15 protein-coding genes are annotated in these 18,757 nt (G+C 48.7%); 6 read left to right on the forward strand and 9 right to left on the reverse strand.

Annotation, left to right across the window (positions count from 1 at the left end; translation table 11 throughout):
- Positions 1-2 precede the first annotated feature (2 nt).
- Together BN3277_RS24460 and BN3277_RS24465 are read left to right on the forward strand one after the other, a co-directional pair.
- Positions 3-635, forward strand: a complete 633-nt coding sequence (locus BN3277_RS24460; RefSeq protein ID WP_059047179.1) for a sulfurtransferase — start codon at positions 3-5, stop codon at positions 633-635.
- 89 nt (positions 636-724) lie between these two features.
- Positions 725-1,063: a DUF1801 domain-containing protein gene (locus BN3277_RS24465; protein ID WP_059047181.1), complete on the forward strand. Its 339-nt coding sequence runs from the start codon at positions 725-727 to the stop codon at positions 1,061-1,063.
- A 58-nt stretch (positions 1,064-1,121) separates the two neighbouring features.
- Here BN3277_RS24465 and BN3277_RS24470 read toward each other — a convergent pair whose 3' ends face one another.
- A complete protein-coding gene (locus BN3277_RS24470; protein WP_059047183.1) occupies positions 1,122-2,897 on the reverse strand; it encodes a glycerophosphodiester phosphodiesterase in 1,776 nt (591 codons plus the stop codon).
- A gap of 20 nt (positions 2,898-2,917) precedes the next feature.
- Complete coding sequence (locus tag BN3277_RS24475; protein WP_059047185.1) at positions 2,918-3,262, reverse strand: winged helix-turn-helix transcriptional regulator; 345 nt, start codon at positions 3,260-3,262, stop codon at positions 2,918-2,920.
- Positions 3,263-3,415: 153 nt separating this feature from the next.
- Here BN3277_RS24475 and BN3277_RS24480 point away from each other — a divergent pair, with 153 nt between their 5' ends.
- The 3 genes from BN3277_RS24480 (at position 3,416) to bglS (BN3277_RS24490) (ending at position 6,929) form a co-directional block, all read left to right on the forward strand.
- Positions 3,416-4,354: an aldo/keto reductase family protein gene (locus BN3277_RS24480; protein WP_059047187.1), complete on the forward strand. Its 939-nt coding sequence runs from the start codon at positions 3,416-3,418 to the stop codon at positions 4,352-4,354.
- Between the two features lie 187 nt (positions 4,355-4,541).
- Positions 4,542-6,101, forward strand: coding sequence for an extracellular solute-binding protein (locus tag BN3277_RS24485; protein ID WP_082691596.1), 1,560 nt, complete (start codon positions 4,542-4,544; stop codon positions 6,099-6,101).
- Positions 6,102-6,194: 93 nt separating this feature from the next.
- A complete protein-coding gene (gene bglS, locus BN3277_RS24490; RefSeq protein WP_059047190.1) occupies positions 6,195-6,929 on the forward strand; it encodes a beta-glucanase in 735 nt (244 codons plus the stop codon).
- A gap of 62 nt (positions 6,930-6,991) precedes the next feature.
- Here the strand turns inward: bglS (BN3277_RS24490) and BN3277_RS24495 are convergent, their stop codons facing one another.
- The 7 genes from BN3277_RS24495 to bglS (BN3277_RS24525) form a co-directional block, all read right to left on the reverse strand.
- Positions 6,992-9,964 (reverse strand): GH36-type glycosyl hydrolase domain-containing protein, encoded by a 2,973-nt coding sequence (locus BN3277_RS24495; protein WP_059047192.1) that lies wholly within the window; start codon positions 9,962-9,964, stop codon positions 6,992-6,994.
- Positions 9,965-10,006: 42 nt separating this feature from the next.
- Complete coding sequence (locus tag BN3277_RS24500; RefSeq protein WP_059047194.1) at positions 10,007-10,864, reverse strand: carbohydrate ABC transporter permease; 858 nt, start codon at positions 10,862-10,864, stop codon at positions 10,007-10,009.
- The gene (locus tag BN3277_RS24505; protein ID WP_232436508.1) at positions 10,861-11,667 is read right to left on the reverse strand and encodes a carbohydrate ABC transporter permease; all 807 of its coding nucleotides are present in this window, start codon (positions 11,665-11,667) and stop codon (positions 10,861-10,863) included. Before BN3277_RS24505 ends, BN3277_RS24500 begins: the two co-directional genes overlap by 4 nt.
- 264 nt (positions 11,668-11,931) lie before the next feature.
- Positions 11,932-13,323, reverse strand: a complete 1,392-nt coding sequence (locus tag BN3277_RS24510; protein WP_059047196.1) for a sugar ABC transporter substrate-binding protein — start codon at positions 13,321-13,323, stop codon at positions 11,932-11,934.
- 269 nt (positions 13,324-13,592) lie between these two features.
- Positions 13,593-15,203, reverse strand: coding sequence for a response regulator transcription factor (locus tag BN3277_RS24515; protein WP_059047198.1), 1,611 nt, complete (start codon positions 15,201-15,203; stop codon positions 13,593-13,595).
- Positions 15,181-16,899: a sensor histidine kinase gene (locus BN3277_RS24520; protein WP_059047200.1), complete on the reverse strand. Its 1,719-nt coding sequence runs from the start codon at positions 16,897-16,899 to the stop codon at positions 15,181-15,183. The genes BN3277_RS24515 and BN3277_RS24520 overlap by 23 nt, the downstream gene beginning before the upstream one ends.
- A 229-nt stretch (positions 16,900-17,128) precedes the next feature.
- Positions 17,129-17,821, reverse strand: a complete 693-nt coding sequence (gene bglS / locus BN3277_RS24525; RefSeq protein ID WP_392396659.1) for a beta-glucanase — start codon at positions 17,819-17,821, stop codon at positions 17,129-17,131.
- Between the two features lie 369 nt (positions 17,822-18,190).
- On the opposite strand from bglS (BN3277_RS24525), the gene BN3277_RS24530 reads away from it, so the two are divergent.
- Positions 18,191-18,757, forward strand: a complete 567-nt coding sequence (locus BN3277_RS24530) for a 5' nucleotidase, NT5C type (protein WP_059047204.1) — start codon at positions 18,191-18,193, stop codon at positions 18,755-18,757.

Raw genomic sequence — 18,757 nt, forward strand, 5'->3', positions numbered from 1 at the left:
ATATGGAACCTATCGTATCCAAGCGCTGGCTGCTGGCTCGCCTTTATGAGCCGGATCTCGTCATCGTCGATTGCCGCTTCGAGTTAGGCCGGCCGGAGGCCGGACGGGCGGCCTACGACGCCGCGCACATTCCCGGTGCCGTCTTTCTCGATCTGGAACAAGATCTGTCGGCACCGGTCACCACGCACGGCGGGCGTCACCCGCTGCCCGCCCCGGACGTGTTGGCCGTCCGGCCGCAGCTACTGGCCGGAGTGGAGGACGTCCGCCGGGCGCTACGCGATCCCGGCGTCCTGCTGGTGGACTCGCGCGCCGCGGATCGCTACGCCGGACTGCAGGAGCCGCTCGACATCAAGGCCGGCCATATCCCGGGGGCCATCAACCGATTCTGGAAGCAGGTCCTGGATGACAGCGGCTCCTGGAAGAGCAACGGCGAGCTGCGCGAGCAGCTGGCGCCGGTCATCGCCGCATTGGACGAAGGCCGTGAGGCCATCGTCTACTGCGGCTCCGGCGTGAGCGCTTGCCCGAACGTGCTCGCCCTCCATCAGCTCGGCTACCCGCAGGTCAAGCTGTACGCCGGCAGTTGGAGCGACTGGATCTCTTACCCCGAGAATCCCATCGCGACGGGGGAAGAATAGTTAAATTTTTAATTACCTTTACAAGAATATTCCTGCTGTATTATATTGCCCTTGTGGAAAAATTTTACGGCGGGAGATGATGATGAACAATGAATGAAGAAGTTACGGCCTTTATCAACCAATTGGGATCTGCATGGCAAGTTGAACTCTCCCAACAACTGAGAGAGATGGTTCACCAGACCATTCCAACAGTAGAAGAGCGGATTCAGTACAAGAAGCCGCATTTTCTGAAGAACGGCCATTACGCAGCGGTGATTTCACCTTCGAAGGACGCGATCGCCTTCATGATCATGAACGCCGAGGGGTTAGAGGTTCCAAAAGGCTTTGAAGGACCGCCGGAACGCAAGTGGATCAAATTCAAAGAAGGCGCTACCCCAGACTACGCCTTGCTCTCCTCCTTGTTGGATCAAGCTTCCCAAGGGCTATAGAATGCCAAAGCGTCATCCCTTAAACGGGATGACGCTTTATTGTTCCGTCCTAGTCGACTTACAGATCAACCTCCACCATCGACTGCGCCGTCTCCGGATAATCTGTGATCATGCCGTCGATCGGATATTTGAGGACCTCCTTCATATCCCGTCGGGTATTCACGGTCCACACCCACACCTCACGGCCGTCGGCGTGGGCCTGATCCACCAAGAAATCGGTCAACATCACCTGCTCGATCGTATAGAAATCGACATCGAGCTTCGACAGATCCCCAAGTGCAAAAAACAGGATCCTCCCAATCTTGATCTCGGGAGCCAGCTCCCGGATTCGCCCAAGCGCCTCCCCGTCAAAGGATTGCACTCGCACCTCTTCCTCGGCCCCGGCTTCCTTGATGAGCCGGACAACCTCCTCCGCGAGCGCATCGCTGGAGGAGCCGTTGGGCTTCAGATCCAACAGCAGCTTGATTCGTCCATGCGCCTCGGCGAGCACACTGGATAACGAGGGGATATGGATCGGATAGCCGTTCTGGTCAAAGCCAAGAGACAATTGCTGCACTTCCCTAAAGGACATATCGGCAACCCGCTTCCGTAAGCCCGTCATTCGTCGCAGATCGGAATCGTGGTTTAACACGGCTACGCCATCCTTCGTCATCTGCACATCCACTTCGACGACCTGCACGCCTTTTTCGATCGCGGAGATCAAGGCAGGCAGCGAATTTTCCGGGGCGTTTGACGTATCCCCGCGGTGAACCGCAATTTGTACGTTCCATTTGGCATAAACCAAGCTGTCATTCGCCCGCAAGCCGATAAAAACCGCCAATGTAATATAGACGGCAGCGGCTAAGACATAGGCCGTCCTCTTCCACTTCAGCCTTTTCCACCAAACAACGATTCGTTTCTCGATACGCCCGAACCGGCTTCGGCTAACCTGAAGCTGATCCCTTGCCCGAATCCATTTTAATCGGCTAAACGCATAATACAGCCTCGTCAGTACGAATAGATTAATCGGCAGCAACAACAGCTCCAGCAGGTAAGCCAGCACGGTTGAAACCGTCAGCGAGTAGTGCTGGGACACCAGTGCAAGTACATCGAGATCCAGCCAGGAAGGGATATGTCCCAGCGCGGACACCAGGGCGGAGAATATCCCCAAGACCGTCCCATTAAACAGAAGCAGCGAACCAAACAGCCGCCAACGTCTGCCTTTTGTCAGCGCATGACTCTGACGAACCGCCTGCCGCAGATTCATATCCTCCAGCACGATACAATGCAGAACGAAGATCCACCGAAGCAGCATATACAACAGCCCCGCAAGCAGCACGAGGTAAGCCGCGGTCATCGTGTAAGAGGCATCCAGCACTTGATTGTTCAAGAAGATCGGTACGTTAAACAACGCGTAAAAAGAAGCCGTCAGCGGCGAATCAATAAACGGGATTAGAAGCAGCAATAGCAGCAGCAGCTGAAACACGCCGAACCCCAGCAGCTTTGGCGTTTTGCGCAGCACAGTCAGCAACGCATCGGAAATGGCAATTTCTTTGCCGAAAAACCGCTGCTGTATAAGGACGATCAACACCAGCAATTCAATCAGCAGCGTAAAGGAAGCGACCAGCCCGATAAGGATGAGCCCGATCACCCCTTTATAGTCTAGTCCAAGCTGGTAGACTTCCCCATTAAGCAGGGAACCGGAGCCGACCACCCGGAGAACGCGGTTGAACAAGAGCGTCGTCACCGGAAGGATGAAGATGCTCGTGGCAAGCATATATAGCAGTTGAAACAGCAACAGCTTGGCGGAATATTTGCGGAAGTCGCGAATGCTTCTGCCGATCAGTTTAAGCATGGCCCCCCGCCCCCAAAACGTTAGGTCCACCTAGCTGCCCAAACCTTCATCTCATGGCAGATGACGTGAAGGTCCATGCCCTTCGGCGTGAGCGAATATTCGACCGTCACGGGAACGGTCGGGTAAACCGTCCGCTCCAGCACGCCTTTCTCCTCCAGGTGGCGTAGCGTACTGGTTAACGCGCGTGGACTCACCTGGGGGATTCGGCGCTGCAGCTCCCCGAAGCGCAGCGTTCCGCCAAACAGCTCCCGGATGACGAGGAACGCCCACTTCCCTCCGAGGACATCCAACGTTTTTTCAATATTGCATTCGATATGCTCCGGCGTTTTCGGAACGTAATTGCTAGCCTTGCGAATGGTGTTCATCCGTCAGCCCTCCCCAATCGTATAAACTATAAAATGTATAGTAAGTATCATGGATATAATTAAGTGAAGGAGTTTTCACTTCTTTAAATTGTATATGAACTTTTATAGAATGAAAATGGTTCCATTACAAATGCTCAAGGAGGATGATGTTACATGGAATATAGAAGACTAGGTGGAAGCGGCCTCAAAGTAAGTGAAATCAGCTTGGGAAGCTGGTTGACTTACGGCGGGTACGTCGAACGCGAGAATGCGGAGAAATCGATTAAGACGGCTTACGATCTGGGCATCAACTTCTTTGACACCGCCAATGTATACGAAAAAGGGGCTGCGGAGGAGCTGGTGGGCAAAGCGCTCAAGGCTTACCCACGGGAATCCTATGTACTGGCTACGAAAGCGTTCTGGCCGATGGGCGAAGGGCCTAACGACCGCGGTTTGTCGCGCAAACATGTCATGGAGCAGGTGCACGCGAGCTTGAAGCGTCTGGGCCATGACTATATCGATATCTTTTACTGCCACCGTCATGATCCGGAGACGCCGCTGTACGAAACGCTGCGCACGATCGATGACCTGATCCGCCAAGGCAAAATCCTGTACGCCGGCGTCAGCGAATGGCAAGCCTCGCAAATCGCGGAAGCGGTTGGCTTGGCCGATCGTTACCTGCTGGATCGCATCGTGGTGAATCAGCCGGTATATAACATGTTTAACCGTTACATTGAGAAGGAAGTGATCCCGGTCAGCGAACGGAACGGCATTGGCCAAGTTGTCTTCTCGCCGCTGGCTCAAGGCCTGTTAACCGGGAAATACACGTCGGCTAACGATATTCCGCAGGACAGCCGCGCAGCGAAGTTGGAATGGGTACGCAAGGGAATTACAGAAGAGAACATTGCGAAGGTTAAACAGCTGGAGGGCGTAGCCGCCGAGTTGGGCATTAGCGTAGGCAACCTGGCCCTGGCCTGGATCCTGCGTCAAAACAACGTCGCCAGCGCCCTGGTAGGCGCCAGCCGTCCAGAGCAAGTGACCGAGAACGCCAAAGCTTCCGGCATCAAGCTGAGCGAGGACGTACTGACACGGATCGAAGAGATTCTGAACTAAGCTCGGGGGCAATGATATGGGCATGATCGCGAGTTGATCCTATAAGGGGACAATCGTTGATCATGCTTATTCTATACAACTACATTTTAGTATTTCTATTCATACATTAACTTGTTTGTCTGACTTGGAAGGACTCGCGTTCATCGTCAACAGCTTTCGTGCTACAATGTGGGCGGAGGGATTGTGTATGAAGAGAAAATGGTTCGTATCTGCTCTAATCCTCGGGATCATAGCAGTATACGGACTCTATCAGTTTGCCCCTTGGACACGAACCAGTGAACAGTCTGAAAGCCCTAGCCAAAAGGAAGTCCTCACAACCGTATTTAGTTTACGGCCGTCCCTAAGCTTCAAAAATGGCGAAAGTGTAGAGGATAATGTACATATCCAATCGGTGCGGGACAAATTAGGCATCGATATCCAATATTTATGGACAGCATCAGATAACACATTCTCGACAAAACTGAAGCTCCAACTCTTGAATAAACGCGAAATGCCCGACATTATCCCGGTTAGGACCGATGTCATCCATCAATTAATCGACTCCGGACAATTTATGGCCGTCGACGACTTGTTTGAACAATATGCCTCACCGGTGTGGAAAAAGGCGATGAGCGAGAAACCTTCCGTCTGGTATCCTTATGAGCGAAACGGGCAACATTTTGCCATTCCCATTCTCGACTACGATTACAATTCCGACCCCGTGATGTGGATCCGGGAAGATTGGTTAGAGAAAGTGGGGTTAAGTCCTCCAACTACCCTGATGGAGCTTGAAGAGGTGCTGGATGCCTTCACCAACGAAGATCCCGACGGCAACGGCATCAATGATACCTATGGCCTGGCCGTCAGCCTGGGCAACGCAGTCAGCACGTGGATGGCTGATATCAGTTGGGTATTCGGCATGTACGGTTCTCTGCCGGAGCAGTGGAATCTTTACGGATCCCCGAAACGGTTGGAGTTCGGGTCCGTCCAGGACTCCGCCAAGCAAGGTCTGGGCAAGCTGAGAGATTGGAAGGAAGCCGGGTATTTTCCGAACGAAGCGTTATGGCAGGATGAAGAAACGGCGGCCCGTTTGTTCTCCCAGGAGAAGGCGGGGATTGTCGTTGGTCCTCATTGGATGCGCTTCTGGCCGCTGAATATGTTGACGGACAACAACCCGAAAGCCAAATTCATCTCCATTCCGTTACCCAAAGGACCTGACGGTAAATCGTTCCATCGTGCCTCCCTGCTCGGAAACGGGGCGGTATTAATCAACAAAAACATTAAGAATCCGCAGACCTTTTTTCGGTATATGAACTACCTGTACGAAACGCAAGGATTAGGAGAAGGCGAATTCCATTATGGCATGGCCAGAGACTATGACTATACGATCGTTGACGGCAAACCCACCGACGACCGTCATCTCATTCCTGGTGGTTATGTCGATGTAACGGCCTATACCCTCACCTACGACGGAGCAAGGATTCCGTCTCATTGGACTAGAATGGTGGCTGACACTGATAAACCTGCACTCACCCAGTCATTTCCGAGTCGGTTACCCAATGAGTTTCAAGGTCCTCCGACACCAACAATGCTGGAAAAAGGGGAGCCGCTTCGGCAAACGGAACACGAAGTATTTATTCAAATTATCTATGGTAAGAAGGATTTGGACTATTTTGATGACTTTGTTGCGAACTGGAAGTCTAACGGCGGCGACAAGATCACGGAGGAAGTCAATGATTGGTATCAGTCCGTCAACGTGAATAAGTAGATAATAGCATACCTTTATTGAAAGATTGCTCTTTATCCCCGTTCTGCTCTCCCCCTACAATGAACGTAAGACTACAAATGGGGTGACATTGAGATGAAACGGAACAACGTCGCTGTTTTGGCCGTTCTAATCGCCATATTGGCTTCCGGTTGTGCATCGAAGGTGGAAATCGACCAGGGAGAAACCTGGAAGCATGCCTTTACGAAACACGACGCGGCAGAGTGGGAGATCTCCACTGGCTATTCCAACGGAGTCCCTTTCGACTGCGTATGGTCCTCGGAGAACGTTCAGTTTAACGGCAAGACGATGGAATTCGCGCTCACCAAAAATGAAAACGGTAAAGTACAAGGGGCCGAATACAAAACCTTAGATACTTACCATTATGGAAAATATGAGGTCCGGATGAAGGCAGCCAAAAACACAGGGATCGTATCCTCGTTTTTCATTTATACCGGCCCTTCCTTCGGGACTCCGTGGGACGAAATCGACATCGAATTTCTAGGCAAGGATCCGACGATGATCCAGTTGAATTATTACACCGACGGCAAAGGGGGACATGAAAAACTCATTGATCTCGGATATGATGCCTCTCAGGAGTTCCATAATTACGCCTTTGAATGGAAGAAGGATGCCATCCACTGGTACATTGACGGGAAGCTGGTACATACAGCAACGGACAACCTTCCCGTAACCCCAGCCAAGATTATGATGAACTTGTGGAACGGCACCGGTGTCGATGAATGGCTTGGTCCTTACGATGGAACTTCTCCTATCACCGCCGAATATGAATGGGTCAAATTCACCCCCTACCCCGAAGAACAACACTAGCTTCAAAACGATCAAAAAAACAGCTTATCTCCTTTGGGAAATAAGCTGTTTTTTTCTTATCCTTATTGCAACTGCAGCTTCACCACATGGTTGGCTTTGGCTCTGTTCAATGGCAATACATTCCCCTCGATCTCTTTACCATCAAACAACAAAGTCACTTTGCTGTCCGAAACTCGATAGAACCCAACGGGTTTCGAGATTTCGATGTGGTAAGCGGCTTCTCCGACCCGTAGATCATAAACCAACTTCTGATCCTTCTCTCGAAGAATCGGATCAAGAACCAGTCCCTCCCCTGTAAACTCAATGCCCAGCGTAGACATCAGGGTGAGGGTGAGCCAAGTTGATGTACCGCTCAGAATTGGACCGATATTCTCCCCTGTCTCACTGTTATTATACTGGGAGCAGAATCGTGGATTCCCACAAATCACATAAGGGTTCGCTAGGGTTTTATAGGGTAAGGTTAGGTCGATCATCCAGTAGGCAAGGTTGGATAGCCTTTGGGCCAACGTCGGGTTCTTAACCGATTTCGCCGCTTTAAGCATGGCAGATACCGCCATCATGCTCGCATGCTTGAAGACTGCCCCGTTCTCCCGATCTCCGGGGAAATACTCTCCTGTAGCGGTAAACTTAGCAATCTTATTCATATTGGCCGGACTCATCAACTTGATGCCATAAGGCGTGACCATGACCTTCTCCAAAACCTCAAGCATCTTCTCGACTTGTTCCTCCGATGCCGACTTAGACAAGATCGACCAACTGAAGGAGTTGATGAAGTAAGTTCCGTCGATGGTTGGGGCTGCCGACAGGCCATCCCCCTTCGCCCCCAAGTAGCTGTAGTTTTCATACCGGTTAAAGAGCACTCTGGCGAAGAAATCTTCCTTCCAGGCATGTTGTTGGATATTTCCCTGAAGTTGTTCGCTCAAGTCCGACAAGTAGGATGAATAAGAGTGGTCTTCTCTCTTTTCGGCGATCGCCTTCATTTCGTCAATCGCTACCTTCAGCAGAAAGGCATTCATGACACTTTCGGAATAATGGCTTTCAAAGGGTTCGTCACCAACAGCAAGGCGCTTGGAAGCGATTTGCTCTTTGTACAAACGCTCTTTGGTGATGCCATCAATGCAATCCTGATCCAGCTTGAGGCAATCGTTCCAGTCCGCCAAATCCAACAAAGGAAGCCCGTGTTTACCGATAGAGATTTGGCCGGAATAACGGATAATGGCTTGGATGGTCTGGTAAAGTGGACGTACTTGCACCGGATCCGTTCCTGCAACCTCACAGGCTTCATCAAGAAAAGCATAGTCTCCTGTATAGTGAACATACCTCGCAACTGCTTGGATCAACCATAAGGAATCATCAGACCATTTCCCAGGCTCTTTGCCCTCCCAATAGAAGTTGTGATAGGCATATCCGAACTCAAACACTTTTGAAGCCCATTCCTTCAACATTTCTTTGACGAAGCGATCCATTCCCATCGCCAGGAAGTAGTACATGCTGGCATACAGGTCTTGTATCTCCCTGAAGCCGATTTCCCGATAACCTTTTTGAGTTTGGCAGAACGATCGCGAAACAAAGGTCTGGTAGAACACCTGAAAGGGCAAATTGCGGTTTACGTACGTATTCAGCATCTCGTCTTCTGAATGGAGTTGGAGTAGTTCGCTATAGCGTTGAATAAAGGATATGTTATCCTCAAGTGCATTCTGAACCATACCCGGTTTCTGAAAATGGTGGATCAGTCGAGAGATTTCATCCCGTACCGTTTCCTCACTAAACGCATCGTTGACCTTGGAAGATACAACTCCCGTAAACTGATGAACATCGCAGTCTTCGCCAGCATCCAGTTCAATATCAGCAGCCAAGGCGAAGAAACCCGGCCCCTTGCGCGAAAGACGGTTACTTAACTGATAAACGCCTTCCGGGCGAAGTAAGGAGCCGTTACCAACAAATTCGTTATAGTTGGTACAGAATTGCTTCGGAAACTTAACGTTCCCCTCCTTACCCACCAGCATAGCGTGGAATCGCACATCTTCTCTATGAAAATCACTGTAGTAATGGGGAACCATTGCAACAATGGATTGCTCATCATCTAGCAGAAGGCCGCCCTGCATGATGATGTTGCTATACAGAACATCCTCAAATAAAGCATGCGGACTTGCGCTTCCGAACATACCGGTGTAGACGAGCTTTAAGTCTCTTCTCTTGTTACCCAGATTCGTTACTGTAATTCGCTGCACTTCTGTGGCTAAAGGCATTCCCTCCATCTGGGGCAGGATAAAAATAAGCCGGGTGATCTTTAAACCACACTGGGTCGTGTACTCAATCCGGGTATAGTTCTGCGAATGCGTGCAAACCGCACTCTCTATATTGGCGTCTTTCGGGTCCGCGGAATAGAAAATTTGCTGGTCTCTCTCAACCAAATAAAACTGCCGGTTTGCCGGGAAACCATTTTCCTCCTGCCGCATATCCCATCGTGTGGCCAATACCTGTGTGGCGGCATGGGAACGGAAGCTTCCTCCCCCCAGCCTGTCGATAACGCTTTTCGGCGTCGTCTGCAACGGGCGGGAAAAGCCGATACGGTTTCCGATGAGCAAATTGGTGTGAAAGTGCGGCCCCGGGGAAGGTGTACGTAAATCGATCACATGCTCCCCTGTTTCGTTCAAGTAACCGGCCCAGCAATCAACTCCAGCCAACACTTGCGACACGCGATCTAATATTTCTTCCGGCATAGCAATTTCGGTGGATTTCCCTGACGAATCCAATGCCGTGACCTGCAGATGCCCCTCCCGATTCATGATCAGCAGGTAAGAATAATGCATCATGCTACGCTTTAGGAAATCCGCAACGACTCCGTCTTTCATCAGTTCCTGAACGACAGGCGCCTTATAAGGCAGCCCTGCAACCCCAATTATGTTTTGAAAAGAACTGTCCATAAACAAAGCATCTACAACGCTCTCTTTCGGGAGCCATTCCTTATACTTGTCCCGAATGATATCCTCCGGCGTTACGTCCATTTCTCTTGCAACCAATTTACGATACATAAATACCTCCATTTTATCAGCTAAGTACGGATAAGGAATCCATTAGCCTTTTACTGCTCCGGCTGTCATCCCAGAAATAAAGTACTTCTGAGTCAAAAAGAACGTGATGATAACTGGCAATGTTACAACGGTCGCGGCAGACATCAACAAATCGTAACGGTTGGTATATTGTCCAACAAATAGTCGGATCCCTACCGGAATCGTCTGAACTTCTGGCGTCGTCGTCAGGACCCAGGCAAATAACAATTCATCCCAAGCCGTCAAGAAAATATAAACACACATGGCAATAATTCCAGGCAACGATAGAGGCAGAATCACTCGCACAAAAGCCTGAACCCGATTACATCCGTCGATTCGCGCCGATTCCTCGAGATCCTTAGGAATGGCTACAAAGAAACTGCGGATAATCCAGATACTCATCGGCGTATAGAAGGCCGAATAAACCAGAATCATTCCCCAATACGTATCAATCATGGGAAGACCGATGGTATCCTTGATTTTTAAGAACAACAAGTAGATGGGCAGCAAAAACATGATGCCGGGAATCATTTGCGTCCCGATAATCCCCATTCCAAACAAACCCGAGCCTGGAAACTTGTATCTGGCCAGCGCATACCCGGCCAAAATAGCCAGAAGGCAGGAAACCAACATCGTCACGAAACAAATAACCAGGCTGTTTTTAAAGAATTGGCCAAAATTGACCGTTTCCCAAAGATTCTTGTAGTTCATCCATTGCGGGTCAGGAATGGCTATACTGGTAATTCCCTGCAGGATTTCACCATTCGTATGAAGGGAAACCTTAACCATCCAAAAGATAGGGAACACGACAAACGCTACGATCAGCCACGTGAGTACGTTCAGCGAATGATACTCTAGCTTTTTCTTGATTCGACTGCTCATTCCGCTCTCAACTCCGATCTAAAGATTCGATACCAGACTCCAACTACGATCAGCATGGCTCCCATCAAGAGGAAGGATGCTGCCGCCCCAACCCCGAAGGACCAGTAGCCAAAGGTTTGTCTTTGCAAGGCTGTCATGAGCAGATCGCCCCACTTTCCGGGGTATCCGGAACCGTTGCCGAACATCATGGCGACGATGTTATAGGAATATACGTTGTTGATAATTTGGAACAGAAGTTGTACGGCAATGACTGGCTTCAACATCGGAAGCGTAATTGAAAAAAACTGGCGTAGTCTACCGGCACCGTCAATTTTTGATGCCTCGTAGAGATCTTCTGGAATGGTTTGAAGTCCGGCCAGAAAGATGACCATGAGGAAAGGCCAGCTTCTCCATACCGTAGGGATAATGATCGCCCAGATCGTATTTTGACCGATTAGCCAGAAGGGCTTCTCCGCCATGAGATGCAGGATATCCACTAGAATATAGTTAATGATGCCTTCCTTCTGCCACATAAACCCCCAAAGAACCCCTACAACATAGGAAGGAACAACCCATGGAAGAAGCATCGCCGTTCTGGCGATCCCCCTTCCTGGGAAATCCCGGTTCAGTAGGATTGCGACCATCAATCCGATGACCATAACTGCAATGGTTACGACCACACTATAAATCGCCGTATTACGGAGCGCGTATCCCAGACCTTGCCGGACTGGATTGGATTCATTAAATAACAAATCTTTGTAGTTACTGATCCCGGCAAACGGAGCGGCCAAGAATTTGCTTAGGGTAAACTGGTTCAACTTCAAGAAAGACATCCAGATTCCCTGGATCATAGGGAAGATATGAACGAGTACCATGAACAAGAAGGTGGGAAGAATAAAAAAATAGGCGACACGATATTCCCTGAAGCCTTTCTTAAAACGAGTTGCAACCGTATTTCTGGTTTGCGGTTGTTCGGGGATCCTTGATATTTCCACGAAGTCTCACTTCCTTCTCAATGAAGTGTGCTATCAAGTTAGCACTTGATAGCACACCATTTTTACATATTTATGAAGCTTGTTTATAGGATCTTATTGGTTCAGGATTGCACTGACTTCATTCGCTGCATCATCAAGCTGCTTTTGAATCGATTCTTCGCTGTATGTTCCAGAAACGCCAGCTACAATATCCCAAATATTACCAAAGTATTTCACAAGAGCCGTTTCGCATGGTCCCCATTGAGGAATGGCTGGGTAAGATTTGCCGTAATTTGTGGCTTCTACCAATGCCTTATATCCTGGGTCGGACGTCAACGAATCCATCACTGTTTTCTTGGCAGGCAATTGGCCGGAAGCTTTAGCATAAGCGAGTTGCGCTTCGTCACCGGACAAATATTTAATCACGTCCCATGCCGCTTCTTGGTGCTTGGTTCCTTTGAAGATCGTCAAATGGCTACCGCCGATAAAGGTGGATGGCCCGGCGGGACCTGCCGGAAGTGCCGCAACACCATAATTTTTGGAGGCTGTTTTATCTCCTACACCTCCGTCTTCCGGCGGAGTTGCAAAGTTTTTGATCATCCAGGCGCCGCTCACCATGACTGCGGTTCTACCTTCCGAGAAATCGCTCTCTATTTGGGAAGAGTTCTTCTCCAGGGAGGCCTTGTCGACCAGCCCTTCATGAGCCAGTCCAGTGTAATACATAACGCCCTCCAAAGCGGTTTTATCGTTAAATGTAACCTTAGTATTATCTTCATTAAGCACGTTACCGCCAGCAGCCCAAATCCATGGGAAAATGTTGTGCGGTACGTTCCAGTCGTTTTTACCTGGAACGCCGAAAGCGGTCATTTTCTGGCCTTCCAGCTCAATGCCGTTCAATTTGACTAACGTTTGCTTGAAGGTGTCCCAATCTTTAAACGCAGTGGCTGAATCTAGCCCCGCTTTCTCCAGAGCATCCGTACGATAGAAGAGCGCGCGGGCATCCACAAACCAAGGAATGCCGTACACTTCGGATTGTCCTTTGATTTTCGTCGTTTCCCAGCTAGCAGGAAGATAATTGCCCTCGCCGCCAATATCATTGATGCGATCGGTCAAATCCACGATACCATTCATCGCTGCTATGGCAGGTACCCAAGTCGTACCCAATTGAAGAATGTCCGGACCTTCGCCGCTAGTGGCAGCAGTGGTGATTTTGGTCCAAGCAGAACCCCAGTCAAGAACCGTTACATTCAATTTGACGTTCGGGTTTTGATCCAAATAAGGCTTCATGACTTCCATAAAGTCTTTATCCGGCTTTGGACTGTTCGGCATGATCCATGCGGTCAGCGTCACGTCTTTCTTCGACGTCCCTTCTGCCGTATTGCCCGTTCCCGTGTCCGTGTCCGAGAGATTACTGTTACTATTACTGCTTCCGCCGCAAGCCGACAAGAACATGCTCATCACAACCACAAGCGACAACAAGACAAAACTACCCCGTCTTTTACTCATAGTTTTCCCCCTGTTTTTTATTAATTGCTAGCACACAGGTTGGCTCATCCCAAGTACCGATGCGCTACATTTTTATTGTAAAGAGCATCCCGGAGAGCGAATATAACTCGTTTTCAACATTCCTGCAGATTTATTGACCATCCTATCATTCATTTATTACGGGTTCGCCTCGAGAACATTTGGCCCACTAACAAATAAACAATGATGATGCTAAAAAATAAATAAGCTTCTCAACCTGCATCTGCCAGGCGGAGAAGCTCCACAAACCTTTATAATTGTTCACGAAATTCGTTTGGCGTCTTCCCATATTCCTCTCGAAAGACTTTGCTGAAGTATGCTGCATTTTTAAAGCCCAACTGCTCCGAAATTTCGTAAATTTTCAATGATTCGTCCTTCAGCATTTCCGCCGCTTTCAGCATGCGTTGCTTCTGGATATACTCGCTTATTCCTTCCCCTGTTTCCGCTTTGTAAAGCCGGGACAAATAAACGGGGTGGAGATACACCGCATCTGCGATCGTTTGTAGCGAAGCCGTACTCAAATTCCGGTCGATATATTCCCTTATTTTCATCGTCAATTTATCTCTCGTGGTTCTCTGTTCGATTTGGTCGCAATATCGGATCTTTTCCAGCAGAAAATGTGCCCACTCCGACAGTTGCTGAACGGAATGAACAACTCGGTCCAGAACGGCCGTCCCTTCAACAAGATCGCTTAATAGGCGATTATGCTTGTGGGCGTAATAATAAAATGAACCCGCCACAACCGTGTAAGCCTCCCGTACATGCTCCTCCGACAAGTTCCTTGTTTGTTTCATATCCTCGATCACCGCCGCCAACTTCTCTTGATATTCCTCCCATCGACGGTTCTCTAGCAAGTGATGCAGCGTAGGTGTTTCATATAAACGATGCAAGGGTTGCTGTACATGCCCATTCTCCGTCAGCTCACCCGATAAGAAGCATCCCGACTCATTCGCTAGTTTGCTGCGAATTAGCTCTGTCGTATGGCTGTACAACCTACCGATATCTTCAGGGAAAATCCCCCATTTGCTCACAATAATGGAGACCACCCGTTTCAAGTACAGTCCAATGTTCCGCTGCAGGTGCATCGCCAAGGAGTCGAACCTTCTATACTCTTCAACGTTTTCATGGTGATTTCCCTCGACGATCTTCTTCCGGACAAGCAGGACCAGATATCCGTTCGAGTCCTTGCAGGACCACAGGTGATGGGATTTTCCAAACATCTCGACAGCGATATTTATGATGGCATATTCCAATAAGTAAATATCCTGTTCTTTAAATTCTGGAAAGCTCTCTTCCATACGAATGACCATAATGCAGATTTCATCGCCCAAACGGAATGGAAGCTCGTATAACTCTAGAAGATAGCGAAGCGATTCTTCCTTCAACCTCCCCACTAACAACTCATTAAGAAGTTTATCGGTCAGCACCGGCAAGCTTTCTTTTAATGTACGGACAACCCGTCTTTGGGAAACGACCTCCTGCCATTCCTCCTTGATTTTTTGTACAAGTCTACCGATTACCGCGATCAAGTCCTCGTCGGAAATCGGCTTGAGCAGATAGTCCGAAACCCCGTAATTGATCGCTTGTTTCGCGTATGCGAACTCAGCGTATCCCGACAGCAGTACGCTTTTTACATGACGGTACTTCTGATTAATATGCGCCACCAGCTCAATGCCCGTCATTCGGGGCATGTTAATGTCAGCAATGACGATATCAATCGCTTGCTCTTCCAAGACCAACATCGCTTCCTTTGCCGAATAGGCTTTGTACACCGTCATGATTTCGAGTTTCTCCCAATCGATAGTGAAAGCCAGTGTATCCACAATTGTCGGTTCGTCATCAACAATCAGCAAACTTAACATGGGGTTCCTCCTGATGATGGGTTATACAGTAGATGGATACCTTCAATCCACCTAAGATGGAACGTTCAAATTGCATGCCCGACCCCTGATCATACTGATGAATGACTCTTTGGTACGTGTTCCACAAACCGCATCCCGTCTCAGGAGATAGCGGACGGTTCATTTTTTCGCGAAGCGCCTTAAGCTTCTCCCAATCCATGCCGTCACCGGAATCCTCGACACTGATCATGAAGCCGTCCGGCATGAGACATCCTTGAATGAGGACTTTCCCCTTCTGGTCACTGCTTCCTATGCCATGAATGATTGCATTTTCCACCAAAGGCTGAATAAACAGCCGCGGAATCGAGGCTTCCATAAGGTCTTCGCTAATGTTAATTTCGTAGATCATAGGTTTTCGGAAGTTATGTATATTCAAGTAGTTTCTCAGGAATTTAACCTCCTCCCGTACGGTGGTCAGAGGATTTTCCAAGCGAGTCGTATATCTGTAATATTCCCCTAGGTTCAGAGCCATCGCTTCCACTTGCTCATTCGCACCCATTTTCGCCATGTTCTTGATGTAGAAGAGACAGTTGTACAAAAAATGAGGATTGATTTGCGATTGGAGTTGCTTGAGTTCAGCTTCCTTCAATCGAAGCTTCTCTTCATACACCTTCTCAATCAATTCCTGAATACGCTCGGCCATATCATTAAAACCTGCAAAAACTTCTTGAAACTCATCCCGACGTTTCGTTTTCAAGCGAGAATTAAAACGGCCTGTACGGATATCCCGTAACTTGAGCACCAGTTCGTTGATTGGATGCTGGATTTGTCTGTATATAAGTATAGTAAAGACCACGCCAATGGCTAACATCGCTAGGATGCCAAGGACGAAGAACCGGTTGCTTTCTTTTACTGGCAGCACGACCTTCTCAAGGGGGACCCAATCTAAGATGACCCAGCCAAGGCTTTCCACTGGAATGTAATTCAGGAGCACACGACGCCCGTCCAGATTCAGAATCCGTTTGCCTGGCTGTTGCACGGATTCCCAGTCGATCTGCCGCTCCCACTCCCCGATCTCCGGAGGATTATTACCAATAAGGCCATATCTCGGATGATAAATCAAGGTATACCGATTGGAGTTTTGTTGGAATTTATTCAGCATATCGCGTATGTAGGTATCAGGGAAACGGGCCAGGATGCTATATCCCGGGGCTGATCGAACCATCGTAAAATAGTTCGGATTATTTCTCAGACCGGGCTCGTAGCTCCATACCCCCTTGGTGTGATCCACCGGCGGGATAGAGGCCATATCCGCGTAGACCATGTCCGGCCGGGTGGAGATCACTTCCTTTTTGGATTTAAGAAACACACTGATCTCCATTTGCCAGTTCGACGCGGCACTTTGCAGCTTAATTCTTTCATACATATTGAACCTTAGCATATTGCTATCAAACAGATCTTCGGGCGCTGTCGTGTTAATGTATTGTTTCATGATCGAATCCTCTTCCAACTCCAACATACTTGCAGCCAAATTATCCACCTGGTTGTCTAATTGAAATAGCAAAAAACGCAGCTGCTCGTAATAGGAGTCTTGGATATCGTTTTCAATAGTTTGGATGCTCACCCTATAGGAGCGACCGTTAAGCGCAACTGCAATACTTAATAACACAAACAGGACGATCGTGAACTTTATGGACAGCGTAAACTTAAATTTCATCTTATATTTTCACCACCATCATCACCCAAAGTCCATATAGTTTCATACTAATAAAAAAAGAAAAAATTGCCTATGTATTTCCGACATCCCGTTTATTTTATTCAACAAGAGGTTGAGATTAGTTAAAAGAAGTTGAATTTCAGGTAGAGTTGATCCAAAAGATCAAGAGCAGGGCAGCCTTCATAAATCGCTTTGACCAGGACTGGGGAATCCCAGTCCTGGTTATTTACTAATTACTGGTGTATCTAACCCAATCGTAGTAAGCGTACAGCGGATTCGCTCCATTATAGCTGCCCAGCCAGCCGTCTACACCAGTGCCGTTCCAAAGATTCATCATGATTTTTCCTGGGGTTTTCGGGATATTGGAAGTTGCCGTATGTTTGGCAACACCATCCACATACCATGTGATGGAATTGGGTTGCCAGTTAAAGGCATAGGTATGGTAGCCTTGGGAGGCATCGAAGCCCAAATTAATCACTTTTTCGTGACCACCAACCCCATTTGTATAGTAATTAAATTGCACTTTGGTCGTATCCTTGCCCAAAAATTCGATATCGATTTCATCCCATTGCGTACCGTCTGATGGTCCCGTGTAAGTGAAGAAGGACGATACAACTCCCACATTTTTCGCAGGCTTCATACTCACCTCATAAAGTCCGTATCCACTCTTGAACTTCGTGCGATACTCCGCACAATCAAACTTATTGTAGGAGGGGCTTGTAAGCGCAAGCTGAAGCTTCCCATCGCTTGTAAAGGATGCATTGTTTGCCTGCCAGGTGCAATTGAACATACCGCCATTGGAATACCCGTTCGCCTTCTCCCACGTTTGCGAATTATGATACGTCAACGGTTCCCAGAACACGGTAGCCCCCATTGTAGTAACCGTGAATAAAACCCAGAGAACTAGCGAAGAACAAAGGATAACCAGCCATCTTTTCTTCACATTAACACCTCTTCCTTCTTTTTTTATTAGCCGCTACCGGAACATTGATCCTTGCTGAACCCAGCGATCTCCAATTCCCTCCTTTCCTGGAAAAGAATATTGTTCGTAGCGTAACCTCATTTTAGGGTCTTTTAGGTAAGCGCTTCCATAATGATTAATTAACTTTGCCACTCCTTTTCAAACTTCTTTGTTAAGACAAGAAGGAGCCCTGAGAACGCCTCAAGACTCCCTAAACCTCAACTAAGCAAAACAGTCGAATTGAGCCGCGTTATACCCCAAACCCAACTTTTCTGATATGGTAGAATAAGTCACGAATTTCAATTCACTTCAATCAGGAGATTCCCGTTTATGCGTAAACACATTGTAGCTATCGATATGGATGATACCCTGTGTCATCTCGTGCCCAAGGCGATTCACTACCACAATTTACAGTTCCCGGACCGTCAGCTGACGATGGACCAAATGATTAGCTTTGATATGACGAAGATCTGGCATCCCGAATGCAATGAGGACCTGTTCTTCGGACGCCCTGGCTTGTATGAGGAGCTGGAGATCTTTGATGAACATACGGTCGAAGAAGTACGCAAGCTGGCACAAGAACACGATGTGATCATCGTAACCGCAGCCAGGCCGTCATCGGTCCCGGAGAAATGGAACTGGCTGCAGCGCTGGATGCCGTTTATCCCGTTTGAGAACTTTTTTGTCGCCAAACGAAAAACGCTGCTGGACTTCGACCTGCTGATCGATGACGGTCCGCATAACCTGGTGCCTGCCATGGAGGCCGGAAAGCTCACCATCGGGATCCCCCGCCCGTGGAACGCCCCGATTCAGGAACGGTTCCTCATGAAGGATTCATGGGAAGGCATGAGCGATTTGGTGAACCAGCTGCTAGCCGAGCGTTTCCCAAGGGAATAG

This window comes from Paenibacillus rubinfantis (genome assembly GCF_001486505.1).
GTDB classification, from domain to species: Bacteria; Bacillota; Bacilli; order Paenibacillales; family Paenibacillaceae; genus Fontibacillus; species Fontibacillus rubinfantis.

Coding starts and splice junctions, on each gene's coding strand:
- BN3277_RS24460 (WP_059047179.1), top strand. CDS start 3: ATGGAACCTATCGTATCCAAGCGCTGGCTGCTGGCTCGCCTTTATGAG.
- BN3277_RS24465 (WP_059047181.1), top strand. CDS start 725: ATGAATGAAGAAGTTACGGCCTTTATCAACCAATTGGGATCTGCATGG.
- BN3277_RS24470 (WP_059047183.1), bottom strand. CDS start 2,897: ATGCTTAAACTGATCGGCAGAAGCATTCGCGACTTCCGCAAATATTCC.
- BN3277_RS24475 (WP_059047185.1), bottom strand. CDS start 3,262: ATGAACACCATTCGCAAGGCTAGCAATTACGTTCCGAAAACGCCGGAG.
- BN3277_RS24480 (WP_059047187.1), top strand. CDS start 3,416: ATGGAATATAGAAGACTAGGTGGAAGCGGCCTCAAAGTAAGTGAAATC.
- BN3277_RS24485 (WP_082691596.1), top strand. CDS start 4,542: ATGAAGAGAAAATGGTTCGTATCTGCTCTAATCCTCGGGATCATAGCA.
- bglS (WP_059047190.1), top strand. CDS start 6,195: ATGAAACGGAACAACGTCGCTGTTTTGGCCGTTCTAATCGCCATATTG.
- BN3277_RS24495 (WP_059047192.1), bottom strand. CDS start 9,964: ATGTATCGTAAATTGGTTGCAAGAGAAATGGACGTAACGCCGGAGGAT.
- BN3277_RS24500 (WP_059047194.1), bottom strand. CDS start 10,864: ATGAGCAGTCGAATCAAGAAAAAGCTAGAGTATCATTCGCTGAACGTA.
- BN3277_RS24510 (WP_059047196.1), bottom strand. CDS start 13,323: ATGAGTAAAAGACGGGGTAGTTTTGTCTTGTTGTCGCTTGTGGTTGTG.
- BN3277_RS24515 (WP_059047198.1), bottom strand. CDS start 15,203: ATGTTAAGTTTGCTGATTGTTGATGACGAACCGACAATTGTGGATACA.
- BN3277_RS24520 (WP_059047200.1), bottom strand. CDS start 16,899: ATGAAATTTAAGTTTACGCTGTCCATAAAGTTCACGATCGTCCTGTTT.
- BN3277_RS24530 (WP_059047204.1), top strand. CDS start 18,191: ATGCGTAAACACATTGTAGCTATCGATATGGATGATACCCTGTGTCAT.